Here is a 13,528-nt window from a genome sequence, read left to right on the forward strand (position 1 = left end):
ATAATAAAGTTAAAGTTTAAGATGAAAGGGAAGTATACCAACGTTGGTCTGCTTCCCTTAATAGCCTCTGCCTTTCCTTGTTTTAATTTTAGTTCTAATTTTCTACATAAGCTGGATTCTTCGCATAAAATTCAACCTCTACAACAGACAACATAAGTGGTCCACTATGTGATTCCTCAAAGATGATCGTTATCTTTGAAAATTTTGTACCAGACGGTATAGCAGCTTCCGCAAGATTGAATGTTACCGATTTATCGCTAACTCCAACATCCTTTGCACCTAAATCATATTCCTTTCCAGCTTCAGTATATGCTTTGGCACGCAGTTTTTTTATTTTTCCGTTCGTATATTGCGGGCGATTATAAACTATAAATTTAGTCATTTCTTGTGGTTTATTAAAGGTAAAATCCATGGTTACCGGCAGTGAATTTCCATCATTTTCAGTGAGACTCCATTTCAGTTCCGCTAATGAACTCTCGCTTATCACACCGTCAATCAGCTTGGCAAAAGCTGCTGCGACGCCCTGCATCTTTTCTCCTTCACCAGTAACCGCCATATCTTTATTCGATAATTGCAGTTCCTTTGGCTCTATAAATAAGCGTAATTAAGTGATACCTTTAATAGCAGATCAAGTAATATCTGTATGTAATGGAATTGGCGGTTGAGAAATGATCGTTGGTGAACTACAAGTGGTTGTGTTGTCATTACCAGTTTAATACTACGTTGCCCTTTTATTTAACTTGCTACCTACTAGGATGTTTTACTGTTTTTATTTCTAATAGAAGATCCATCGCCTCCTCCCTTTCAGTCTAAATTTAGGTAATTTTCTTACAGTTTTATTTTATGATAAATAAGGTTGATGGGTCAACCTGATTACATAAATTTCCAACAAAAGTAATATTTTCCTATCAATTAGAGAAAAAACAATACATACGGCCGTACCCGACCGCATGTATTGTTTTATTTTCCGCCTGTGACGGCAATTCCTTCAATAAATTGCTTCTGCAGGAAGATAAATAGGATCAGCATTGGCAAGATCGCTAAAAAGGAACCGGCCATAAGAATCGGGTAGTTGGTCAGATATTGGCCTTGAAGTGATGACAATCCTACTGAAAGGGTCATCGATTCCGGAGAACTATTGACAATCATTGGCCACATCAATTCATTCCAGCTCCAAAGGGTGGTAAAAATCCCTAACGCAATCAGACCAGGCTTTGCTAGCGGTAGCATAATTCTCCAGTAAATTTGAAAATGGTTACAGCCGTCAAGCCGGGCAGCCTCTTCTAATTCCTTTGGAAGCCCCATAAAGAATTGCCGTAAGAGGAACGTACCGAATGCGCTAAACAAACCTGGTACAATCACAGCTTGCAATGAATTCAACCAGCCTAATTTCACCATAATCATATATTGGGGAAGTAAAAACACTTGCCCCGGCACCATTAACACGGTTAACGCTAATAAAAACAGGAAGTTCCTGCCGGGAAATTCAATCCGGGCAAAAGCATAGGCGGCTAACGAACATAGAAACAACTGGCCGACGGTCCGCAGCACCGTAATAATGATTGTATTATACATAAATTTGAAAAATGGTAAGAGTCCAAATACTTCTTTGTAGTTCCCCCATTGGAAATCCTTTGGAATAAAAACGGGCGGAACATGAATGGACTCAGCATAGGTTTTTAACGAGGTGAGGATCATCCATAGAAAAGGCAATACCATTGCCACCGCTCCCACAATCAGGATGAAATGGATAAGGAATGTTTTTCTTGTTACAAGCTGTCTCGTTCTTTCCAATGGTAACACTTCCTTTAATCATAATGAACCCACTTTTTCTGTAAGACCATTTGAATCGCAGTAATAATCAGAATAACAATTAACAAGAGAATAGCGATGGCTGCCGCATATCCCTTATCATTTAATACAAAGGCATGCTGATAGAATAAATAAACAATCGACTGTGTACTTTCTAACGCCGTACTGCTTTTTCCAATCATCATGAAAATCAAGTCAAACACTTGGAACGCTCCGATTAGAGACATGATTGACACAAAGAAAATAACAGGAGATAGAAGTGGCAAGGTAATTTTAAAGAACACCCTGATGGGACCTGCGCCATCAATTTCTGCTGCTTCGTAATACATTTTTGGAATCCCTTGCAGCCCGGAGAGGAAAATGACCATATTATAGCCGATTCCACTCCAAATCGCGACAACAATAATTGAATATATGGCAATTTTCGGATCACTTACCCACTGCGGCCCCTTGATTCCGATTAAGGATAAAAGATAGTTTAGTAGTCCGTAATCAGAATTATAAAGCCATTTCCACACCATCGCGATAGCAGCCGGCATCGTAATCACGGGTAAAAAATACAATGTTCGATAAACAGATTTCCCTTTGATTTTTTGATTCAAAAGAACCGCTACAATAATCGACAGGAAAATTCCGATTGGCACAGTAAAAATAATATAAATACCGGTGTTTTTAAATGATTGTAAAAGGGTTGCATCCTCCAGCACCCGTTTATAGTTCGTTAACCCTGTCCACTCATACTGTCCAAATGCACCCCATTCGGTAAAACTAAAGTAGAAGGTCTGGATGATGGGCCACAAGTAAAAAATAAACAAACCTAACATAGTAGGTGCAATCATCACATAAGCCCAAAAGTAATCGGAACGTTTCCTTGTTTTTGTTAAGCTGGAAATCGTTAATTTTTTCCTTGCTTTCACTTCTGCCTGTAGAGGAATTTGTTTCACAGCATTCCCTCCCTTTAGGAAATTGAAGAGAAGAACTACATTCCTCTCTTCATTTTTTCTACTACTTCTTAGATAGCGCATCATTTGCTTTTTTCGTTAACTCTTTTACTGCATCCTCAACACTTACTTCTTCGCTCCAAGCCTTTTTCAGGATATCTGTTTCGTATTGCCAAATTTCCCCTGTATTTTTCACACTTGGAAGTGGAACGGAATATTCTGCGCCATCAATGAATGCTTGAAGATTTAAATTTGGAACCGCGTCTTTCCATGCATCTTGTGTACCGTTATACGCAGGAATAACCGTTCCTGTTTTCGCGTATACGTCTGCTGCTTCTTTAGAGCCAAGGAACTGAACAAACTTCCATGCCGCATCTTTATGTTTTGTATTCGCAGCAATCACATTCGATAAACCGTGAATCGCTACTGCGCGTTTTTTCCCTTTAGGAACAACAGCAACATTTAAAACAGGATTTTTCTTATATTCTGGAACCATCCAAGGACCATCGAACATCATCGCTATTTTTCCTGAAGAGAATAATTCAGAAGCAGCAGTTTCTGTCATTTGCGCCTGTGTTGGTGACAAGCCTTCTTTAATGAAGCTAATATTGTATTTCAGTGCCTCGATTGCTTCAGGCTGATCGAATCCAACCGACTTGCCATCTTTAGAAATGATATGACCGCCATTTTGCCAAATGAAATCATAATATCCGCCTTGATTGCCCATTACAGAAGCATAACCCCAAATACCTTTTTCTTTGTTTGTCAGCTGTTTCGCAACTTCTTTTAACTTATTCCAATCCCAAGTGTCATCCGGATATGGCACTCCTGCATCATCAAAGATTTTTTTGTTGTACCATAAGCCGGTTGTATCGTAATCTTTTGGAATTCCATACACTTTGCCATCAACTGTATAAAGTTCAATTAATGATTTCGGATAATTGTCTAAGCTATAGTTATCCTTTTTAGCCATGTCGCTTAATGGAAGGATGACCTTACCCTCTGCATATTGAACAACGTGAGCACCATTCATCCAAAGAACATCAGGCAAAGCGCCGCCCGTTGCAGCCGTTTCAAGCTTTTGAAAGTACTGTCCATAAGGAGAAATCTCTGTTTTGACTTTGATGTTCGGATATTTTTCGTTAAATATTTTGATAATCTCTTCAATAGCAGGGACTTGTTTTTTATCCCAAAAGCCATAGGTAATTTCAACTTTTCCATCACTTGATGCTTTATCATTATCAGTGCAGCCAGCCAGTCCTAGCAATCCTAGAACTACGGTTAAAAGCATTATTAGCCATTTTTTCATCATATTTCCCTTCCTTCGAATAGAGTTTAGTAGATTTCTAACCAAATCACTTCTTAAAACTTAAGGGTCTTTCTCTCGATAAAAAAATTATTCGCATACCATTAAAATTCGCCGGATAACGTTAACCACCTCCAATAACAACGTTTTCCCATTACGTTTTTTTCCCCATAACCTTTGTTCTTAACGTATGACTTTTTATTGCAACACTACGAAAACCGCAGTGTGAACAATCGTTTCTTAAGCTTTGATATTTTCTAGCAAACTCTGATAATACTCATCGATATTAATAGATTGACCCTCGTTTAACCTCGAATCTTCAGCAGCAAATGCTATGAGGTGGCTTCTTACGGATGCAGATGCGGAAGACACGCTGTGCCCGTTATTTCCAAATTGAATTTCCTGGAGGAAGGTCCTCATGATACCGTTATCGCCGCCGCCGTGTCCGCCCACAGGGTTGTCAAATTTGATGACGGTTTCGTGCTTGGTGAGGAAATTAAAAATTGAAATGCTATTTTCTTCCATATTTCCACGGATTTCTCCTTTTGTTCCCATAATTTGAACAATCCGTGTCTGCTCTCTCGTGAAGCCGCACATACTAAATGTTGCAGTTGCTCCGCCCTCGAATTCCATGTTGACCACTTGATGGTCAACGACATTATTATCTGAGCGGTATACGCATTTTCCATATGACGTTTCCTGTAATGCTTTGACAATGCCTTCATTCGTATAATCTTCGGTGAATTTCTTGGCCCAGCCTTTTCCTTCGCCAAGATAATACCTGCCAGCATGGAATGAACATTCTAGTTCAGCAGGACAGCCATCCAAACAGCGCTGCGGCGCACCAACCGGGGCATTCTCTTCTTTAAAATGCATTAGCGAACCATAGGAACTAATGCGCTTACATTTCTTGCCCATCACAAAAGAAATGATATCCATATCATGACAGGATTTCTGCAGGATCATCGGACTCGATTTTTCTTTATTATTCCAATTACCACGAACAAAGCTGTGGGACATGTGCATTACTTCTACATTTTCATTTAATTGCAGCGATACGACCTCGCCAATTTCTCCTTTGGCAATCACCTTTTTAATCGTTGACCAAAATTCGGTATACCTCAGTACATGGCCGATGGTCAGCTGCCGGTTATTCTTTTTCGCAGCCTGTTCCATTGCGATACATTCCAGCGGATCCGGCGACATTGGTTTTTCCAACAGTACATGATAACCGAGCTCCAACGCTCTCATCGTTGGTTTAAAGTGATCCCGGTCAAGCGTACAGATAATCGCAATGTCGGCAATTTTTTGGTCGGAATCCAACACCTCTTCCCACGAATCATAACAATGTTCATTCGGAATATCGTGCGCTTGTTGTAGTTTCGTTCTTCTTTCGATGCCTGGTTCTGCTACGCCGACAATCTTCAATTCATTCGGATAGGTCAAGGCATATGGCGCATAAGCTCGTGCCCCTCTGTCTCCTGCTCCAATAATAATCGCTGTCATGGTTTTCATTTAAGTCTCTCCTCTCATTCATTCACTGCATTTATGCATATCGTTTTCCTAAATTAATCCAAACGTTTTCCGAGTGATGTTTAAAAAAGAACCATTTAGGTTCGCTTTATATTAGATGATTCACGAAGGACTAATTCAAATGGCAAAATGATCTTGATTGGAAGTCTAATTTTCTCTTCTACCATTTCCATAATCGTTTTTGCTGCCATTCTTCCCATTTCGTATTTAGGAATTTCTACCGTGGAAAGCGGAGGTGATGAATATTTCCCCATTTCAATATTATCCACACCAAAGAAAGCGATGTCCTCTGGGATTCTAAGATTATTTTCTATGACAGCTCTCATGGCAGCGATGGCCATCATATCACTGGCACAAACCATGGCTGTTGGCAAATGAGCCGAATCCCTTTTAATGAGTTGATTCATTTCCTCATAGCTATTCTCCATTTTCCACTTCGTATTGATAACCCAATCAGGCCGGACAGAAAATCCCGCTTCTTCCATAGCAGATTGATACCCTTTGAATCGATATTCAGCTTGCAAATTTTCATACGTTTCATTAATCCCGCCGCCAATAAACCCAATCTCCCGATGTCCTTGGTCGACTAAATGCTGAACCACCGTTTTAATTGCTGCTTCACGGTTGTAATCGACAACAGCCATATTCTTATCTGTATAGAAAAAGTCCAATCCAACCAATGGAATCGTTTGCTGTATGTAGTCAATCAGGCTGTCTTCAATCCTGTCGATCAGCAGGAGTCCCTCAATCCCCAAGTCATGAATCGTCTTAAGAAGCAGGGCCTCATTTTCAAGCTCATCCTTGGTAATACTAATTAGGGTATAATCATTAGCTGTTAATGTATCATGTATACCAGTATAAATTTTGGCAAAGTATGGGTTAATTTCCGCTTGTGTTGGATTAGCTACCCAACCAATTTTCATCGTTCTTACGCTACTCTTCTCTTGCTTGTTGGTAACTAAATTTCGAGCATGCTGATTTGGGATATACCCTAACTCCTTAACGGCTTCCCAAATTTTCGCTTTTGTTTCCTGGTTAACATTTCGAGTCTGATCATTTTGGATGACTCTCGAAACAGTAGAGATGGAGACGCCTACATATTCCGCAATATCCTTTAATCTTGCCACTAATAAAACACCTCTTAATTATGTGTTAAGTACTTTCATAAATAGGATAACAAATTTTTAACCTATTTCGAATATATCTTGTAAATTTTTATAATGTCGTGAAAATGAGGCGTTATTTTCTAAAAGAATATGTCCAATCAATGAGTAGTTAATGGGTTGAAAGTGCAGGGCTTTTTCAAAAAAGATACTTCCAGCTAGTCTTAACTGAAAATTATAACTAATAAGAATATACTCTTTCCCTAGTTAACCTGTCAACCCATCAACTTAAATTAATTTTTTAGATTTCTCAGAATTATATTGAACTCAATGAAACTTTTAGTAAATCAACTTTTACGTTAGTTCCGTATAAAAGCGGCAACGATCGCCTCGTACAATGGATCTACAAAATTCAACAGGTACACCATTGCCATCATAGGCTGTTCGTTCAAGCAACAGTGCCGGAAGACCTTCTTCCGTTTGTAAATATTCACTTTCCTCAGAACGAATGAGGACTGGTTCAAACGCCTCTTTAGCTCTAGTTACCACGATATTAAATTCTTGTGAAAATAAATCATATAAGGATATTTCGCCAACTTTTTTTAGCTGTTCTATATTTGAAATAAAGTTTTTCGGAATAAAAGACGATTCCAAAATAAAAGGCTCATTGTTGGCACAGCGAAGGCGTTTCATTTCAATGACATTCTTGTCTTCTCCAAGCTGCAACGCTTCCCGGATTTTTGCAGTTGGTTTAACTTCCTCTATTTTTAGAATGATATCTTTGGGGTTCAATCCCTTTTCTTTTAATACTTTGCTAAAGCTGTAAAACCCCATCAATGACTGCTGCAATTTTGGTTTAGCCACAAAGGTACCTTTTCCTTGAATTCGGTAAAGAATCCCTTCTTGAACTAGCTCCTCAATTGCCTTTTTAGCGGTGTTACGGCTCACACCAAATTGATCCATCAATTGATTTTCAGATGGGATTTTATCACCATGTGTCCAAAGTCCCTTTTCAATAGAATCCTTAAGCCTTTCCATTAATTGATGATAAAGTGGAATTAGACTTTCATACTGCAGTGGTTTCATTATAATAGGCCACCCTTTCAAGCATACTAACATTACTTTAAAAAATTATATCACCCACTCTTGTAGTGTCAACCCAACAGGTATATAGAAATTTGGATTATTTTTAATTTTCTTAAGAAAATCTTCCTCGCTAAAAAAAGTAAAACTTTATCGAGCGTTTAAACCAGCTCAATAAAGTTTTACTTTTTTTAAATGTATTTTCGATTGTAATCATAAAGAAGTCCTAAAAGACCGGCTAATCCGATTAACATGATGCCCAGTTCGAGTTTACCGGCTGTCTTTTGGCCGATGATAATCAAAGCGAGACAAATGATAAACACAGCAATTTTAATAACGACTATAATATTAGCTTTCATTTAGGAATTCCTCCCACCGGATTTCACTAGGTGCCAACGTCACTACTTTACTGTTGCCTTCTCCGTAAAAGACAACCGTTGTTTGCTCCTTCATCGAATTGTTGACAATCGCCATTTTTCGAATAGATGGGTAGGCATGGACTTCACAATGGATGTTGCTGGCATGCCATTTATGGAATTCTTCCTCTTTATGGGCCGCATAGTATAACGCCCGCATCAACAGCCTTGTGTTTTCCTCACTGTATGGGAGCCCCGCGATATAGACGGCCCTGCCTTCACCAAATGGATGGCTGGAAAGGTGGACTTCTCCATTGGAATACTCAATAATTTCCGTTTCCTCCGACAAGGCATATATATTTTTCATTCCTTCACCAAAATCAAACTGGGTGCTGTCAGCAGAAATAAAATGCTCTTCGATAGAAGTAACAAAATATTTATCTGTGGATAAACTGAATCCTAGTTCTTTATCAACACCTAAGGCAGTCGCCAATTGAAAGTAATGCCCTCCATGCTGATAGGCTGTCGGTTCGCCAATTCCAACGAAGCCGCCGCCGTTATGAATCCATGCTCTGATTGTGGTGACTAACTTTTCATTGGTCCAATGAGCTCCGCCGGAAAAAGCCGTTCCTGCATCGCCAGCATTAATGATGACATCAACATCTTCAGGCACCCCATCATTGATGACATCATCAAAGCTAATGAAGGTAACATCCACGGCAGCGCCGCTCAAGGATTCCAATACGCCTAAATAAGAATAAATTTGTTTATACCATAAGGCATGTGCAACCATATGTGTCTGCCATGTTCGAAGCTTGCCCCAAGAATTCAAAATCGCAACTTTAAGACCGCTATAAGGTGTAATGCCTTTGATCGTGTCGTAGATTTCACGGAATTCCTCGGTCACTTTTTCAATATAGGAGACAAAATCCGGAAATTGATAAGCCAGGCTCAAATAACCACCGTAGCCAATCCGATCAACTGGATTCCTTAATAAGGCTCTTCGGGCCGTTATCCAGTTTTCATTGGCTTCAATTACCGGGTTGTTCCCTTCGTAAAACGTGTCCGGGAAGAAATAAGGTAAGAAGCGGCCTTCTGTATAACGGACATGCGGAATATCGGCAATCATACGTAATGTTGCTCCGCCTCCGACACTGCCGACCACTGCATCTAATCCGATATTTTCAAAGTATTTTCCATACGGTTCCGTACCAATCCAGTTATCGCCAAGGAACATCATCGCTTCTTTGCCGCTTTCATGAACAATGTCCACGAGCTTCCTCGCTTCTTCGGCGACAAACTTTTGCACAAAATCCATATAATCTAAAAAGGATGGCGTTGGAATTCGAAAGGAAGTATTGTAATAGCCTTGGTCAACGATGTCTTCCGGTCTTAAACGGTAGCCTTTATCTTGTTCAAAGGCATCCATCGCAGCCACCGAAACACTCGCACCATAACCAAACCAATCGACAAATTTTTCTTTGCCTAGATTATTGAACACAAGGGTAAAATGGTAGAAAAACGTTGTGAATCTCACGACATCCGTATCCGGATTTTCTATCAGCCATTGTTTTAAATAGGTGTTCATAAATTCATTCGAGTGTGGCTGCCTGACATCAAAAGGAATGTCATGCGGCTTATCGCCCCAGTCGTTGGTGATATGATTGTACATTTGGGTTGGATCCCAAATGGCATAAACTAAGAAGGATACCGTGTATTCGTGCCAAGGAATCGCCTTCGTAATGTAGACCCGATTTGCCGCTTCGTTTACAACCCAATCATTAACATCAACCACTTCACCAGTTGTCCGGTCGATGACTTCCCAGTATTTCTTCGGATCATGGAGGTAATCGGGCCGCACTTGTTCCTCAAAATAGCCCCTCATAAAATCAATTTCCAGTTTGTCCGTAAGTGCAGTGTTGAACAAGCTCATTAAATAAAGCTGTTGGCATTCATCCATGTGATTCTCCGCGAACTCATTATTGCCGCGGGCAACAAAATAAGTCGTATAAATTTTCGCATCCAATTGCTTTATTGTCTCATCCAGTTTCGTTCCATCACTATCCCGAATAGCATCCGCGCCCCAACGTTCCATCAATTCTTGTGTTTCCTTTAGAAAGTTTTCCTCACTTGGCAAGGTAACGCGACCTTTTCTCTTTTCCATATAAATCCTCCTAATCCTTTAATCCGCCAAGGGTCATCCCTTGTGTCAATTTCTTTTGAACGATGATATATAAAATCAATGTCGGCAGCATGACGAGAACCATTCCCGCATACATTTGGCCGTAATTAGCAGCAGATTTTTGAGCTGCCATTAAGTTCATTAAACCAACAGGCAAGGTCTTATTTGGACCTGGAATCAATGTCAACGCAATAATGTATTCATTCCAAAATGCCAGGAAGTTGAATAAAATGACGGCTATGATACTGGGCCGGGCCATTGGAATCATAATCGAAATCATCGTTTTAAAATATCCGGCCCCATCGACCAACGCAGCTTCCTCATAGGTAGACGGCAGCGATTGGAAATAACTAGACAACAAGTAAATGGTAAATGGCAAAGCGGTCGCTGCATAAACTACAGCTAAAATAAATAAATTGTCTAGTAGGAATCCATCCCCAAATTGTCCTCGTAAAAAGGTATCCCCATCCAATAACATCAAGAAAATCGGAACGACAATGTAGTTCACGTTGATAAATAAGCCTGCTTTAAACAAGGTATTCATAAATTGACTGCCTCTAAAGGTGTATCTGGCCAACACATACGCTGCTGGTAAGGCAACAACCAATAAGATAAGAAGCGCCAAGGCAGTTACCATGACCGAATTTAACATATACGTTCCCATGTTGGCCTTTTCAAATGCATCTATGAAGTTTTGAAAATAGAAACCTTTCGGCATGGCCCACGGACTTCCATAAAATTCTTTGTTTTGCTTAAGCGAAGCTAAGAAAACCCATGCAACCGGGATAATAATCGAAATTGCTAATGTAATCAGTGCGACATAGATAAATATGCGATAAACTTTTTCTGCACTCATGCCTTTGTGTTTTATCATTATTCATGGACCTCCTAATACTCCAGCACGTCCCGTTTTGTGACGCGGCTGACAATAGCCGATAATGCGAATGAGAATATGAAGATGACCACTCCAATTGCCATACCGTAACCATAAGAAGAATTGGTGTAAGCCTGCTTATACATATAGCTTAAAAATACTTCCGTCGATCCGTCAGGCCCGCCGCCAGTCATCGCTTGGACAAGAAGAAAACTTAAATTAATCGTACTGATAATGAAAAAGGTTAACGTGGTCCGAATGTTATTCCAAATCAACGGCAAGGTAATACTGAAAAATTGTCTGATTTTTCCAGCGCCTTCCAAAGAAGAAGCTTCATAATAGCTTTCCGGGATACTCGCCATACTGGACATATACATGACCATATAGTAGCCAACCGCTTGCCAAACGAGCGCTCCGCCAATACTGAAGATGGCTATTTTTTGATCACCTAGCCACATTTTTTGAAGGTTCTCAAGATTAAATAAAGCAAGTAGATTATTCAACAAACCTGTGTTTGGATCATAAACCGCAGAAAAAATCCCAGCAATGACCACAACGGATAAGATATTAGGGATATAGAAAATAATCCGGAACAAGCTGTTGCCTTTCATCTTTTCTCTCGTTAACAAAGCGGCAAACAAGATTGCCAGCACCATGGTGATGAGTGTAACGATAACAATCAATACAATACTGTTTTGAAGAGCTCGAAAGAAGTTCATATCATTCCATAAAATTTTGAAATTATCGAGCCCGACAAATACCTTATTATTAGAAAATCCGCCCCACTTAAATAAGGACATCCTGAATACCTGAATGGTAGGAATAATCATAAAAATAGTTAGCAAAATCAGTGCTGGTACCGTACAAACAAAGATAAAAATCCTTTTTTCTATCGTTTTATTCATTGCTATCACCTCTACTAATAAATATAACGGTGAGAAGAGTTACTCACCGTTATATTAGTGAACTATAAAACTACTTGTTTATTTTAATGCCGACCGTAATTGGTCACTCACTTTTTCAACGGATTTTTGCCAATCTTTTACTTTTTTATCACCTGATACAATGCTGTCGATGGTTCTGAATAGTGTATCTGCCATGCTGACTCCCTCTACAGCTTCTGTTGCAGCAAATCCACCCATACCAGCTTTTGCTCCGGAATCATAGATACTATAGAAGAGTTTATTGTCACCAGTCAGCTTTTCAGAGATACCTTCGATTGGTTGAATCGCACCAGATTCTGCAAAAATAGCTGCTGCTTTATCTGAATACACAAAAGTTAAGAAGTCTTTCGCTGCATCTTTATTTTTAGCTTGAGCAGGTACCCACATTTGTTCGAAGAACGTAAATGCGTAACGGTCACCGCCATTCTCAATAGCCGGCAACGCTGTCATTCCCCATTCAAAGCCATCAGCTCTTGGGGCATCTTTCATTTCACCAACGACCCACGTACCATTTGGCATGAACAGTGCTTTATTATCGAGAATCAATTGTTGGTTTTTCGTGTAATCTTTGTCATTTGCATTGGCAACTGTTGTTGGCTCAGTGTATTTCGCTAATTTACCGACAATTTCAAATGCTTTCGTTGCTTCAGGAGATTCCCAAATGCCATCTTCGTATTTCATCGCTTTATTGTAGAATTCCGGACCTCCAACTTCTAATAATAAAGAATAGAAGAATGCATCAAAGTAACCGGTCGTAGGATACGTGAACAAAGAGATTCCTTCTGCTTTCGCTTTATCGCCCAACGCCCACATCTCATCCCAGGTCTTTGGTACGTCCCAGCCTTTTTCTTTTAACAAGGCGGCATTATAGAATAATCCGGTTGGACTATAAAACATCGGTGCCATATACGTTTTGCCGTCGTTATAAGGACCAGTGGCAAGTGTATCAGTAAAACCTGGTACTAGCTTATCCTTAACTTTGGCATCTTCACCAAAAACCGTCTTATCCAAAACATCGGTAATATCTTCTAATGCCTTATCCTTAATCAATGTTTCTGTTAATGCCAATTTCCTCCCGGTTCCCAATAACACTACATCCGGATAGTTTCCGGCTTTCATATTCGGGCTAATCGCATCCTCGAGATTTTTATCTACCATTAACTCCACGTTGACATTTTGATTGGCATCCTCATAGGCATCGATCACTTTGGTCCACATATCTTTCCCATAAGCAGATTCAAGCGCCGCCACTTGAAGGGTTTGTTTTTTACTCGAATCATTACCATCCTTAGAGTCATCACCATTTGTAGTTTCACTACTCTGACAGGCTATTAAACTAAAAGATAACAACGCTGTCATTCCTGACAACAAAAACTTCTTTTTCATCTTCATTT

Annotated in this window: 12 protein-coding genes; all 12 read right to left on the reverse strand. The window is 39.8% G+C overall.

The genetic code is table 11. The annotated features are described in order from the left end of the window. Positions 1-94 precede the first annotated feature (94 nt). Positions 95-529 (reverse strand): hypothetical protein, encoded by a 435-nt coding sequence (locus tag V7137_RS13450; protein ID WP_335698560.1) that lies wholly within the window; start codon positions 527-529, stop codon positions 95-97. Between the two features lie 431 nt (positions 530-960). Beyond that, on the reverse strand, positions 961-1,719 hold the full coding sequence (locus V7137_RS13455; protein WP_256358189.1) for a carbohydrate ABC transporter permease: 759 nt from the start codon (positions 1,717-1,719) through the stop codon (positions 961-963). Between the two features lie 89 nt (positions 1,720-1,808). Further along, entirely contained in the window at positions 1,809-2,729 is a 921-nt protein-coding gene (locus V7137_RS13460) for a carbohydrate ABC transporter permease (protein ID WP_420490126.1), read from the reverse strand. An 88-nt stretch (positions 2,730-2,817) separates the two neighbouring features. Beyond that, positions 2,818-4,062 carry an ABC transporter substrate-binding protein gene (locus tag V7137_RS13465; RefSeq protein ID WP_335698561.1) on the reverse strand — a complete coding sequence of 415 codons (1,245 nt, stop codon included), beginning with the start codon at positions 4,060-4,062 and terminating at the stop codon, positions 2,818-2,820. A gap of 237 nt (positions 4,063-4,299) precedes the next feature. Next, positions 4,300-5,574, reverse strand: coding sequence for a Gfo/Idh/MocA family protein (locus V7137_RS13470; RefSeq protein ID WP_335698562.1), 1,275 nt, complete (start codon positions 5,572-5,574; stop codon positions 4,300-4,302). 95 nt (positions 5,575-5,669) lie between these two features. Then, on the reverse strand, positions 5,670-6,719 hold the full coding sequence (locus tag V7137_RS13475) for a LacI family DNA-binding transcriptional regulator (RefSeq protein ID WP_335698563.1): 1,050 nt from the start codon (positions 6,717-6,719) through the stop codon (positions 5,670-5,672). 330 nt (positions 6,720-7,049) lie between these two features. Next, a complete protein-coding gene (locus V7137_RS13480) occupies positions 7,050-7,781 on the reverse strand; it encodes a GntR family transcriptional regulator (protein ID WP_335698564.1) in 732 nt (243 codons plus the stop codon). A gap of 188 nt (positions 7,782-7,969) precedes the next feature. Then, a complete protein-coding gene (locus tag V7137_RS13485; RefSeq protein WP_335698565.1) occupies positions 7,970-8,137 on the reverse strand; it encodes a DUF6903 family protein in 168 nt (55 codons plus the stop codon). Further along, positions 8,127-10,298 carry a 1,3-beta-galactosyl-N-acetylhexosamine phosphorylase gene (gnpA, locus tag V7137_RS13490; protein ID WP_335698566.1) on the reverse strand — a complete coding sequence of 724 codons (2,172 nt, stop codon included), beginning with the start codon at positions 10,296-10,298 and terminating at the stop codon, positions 8,127-8,129. The genes V7137_RS13485 and gnpA overlap by 11 nt, the downstream gene beginning before the upstream one ends. Positions 10,299-10,308: 10 nt before the next feature. Next, the gene (locus V7137_RS13495; RefSeq protein ID WP_335698567.1) at positions 10,309-11,190 is read right to left on the reverse strand and encodes a carbohydrate ABC transporter permease; all 882 of its coding nucleotides are present in this window, start codon (positions 11,188-11,190) and stop codon (positions 10,309-10,311) included. 14 nt (positions 11,191-11,204) lie between these two features. After that, a complete protein-coding gene (locus V7137_RS13500; protein ID WP_335698568.1) occupies positions 11,205-12,095 on the reverse strand; it encodes a carbohydrate ABC transporter permease in 891 nt (296 codons plus the stop codon). Positions 12,096-12,173: 78 nt separating this feature from the next. Further along, the coding region (locus tag V7137_RS13505) for a carbohydrate ABC transporter substrate-binding protein (RefSeq protein WP_335698569.1) at positions 12,174-13,528 on the reverse strand (1,355 nt) is incomplete at its 5' end.

This window comes from Neobacillus drentensis (assembly GCF_036962765.1).
GTDB classification, from domain to species: domain Bacteria; phylum Bacillota; class Bacilli; order Bacillales; family Cytobacillaceae; genus Neobacillus; species Neobacillus drentensis_C.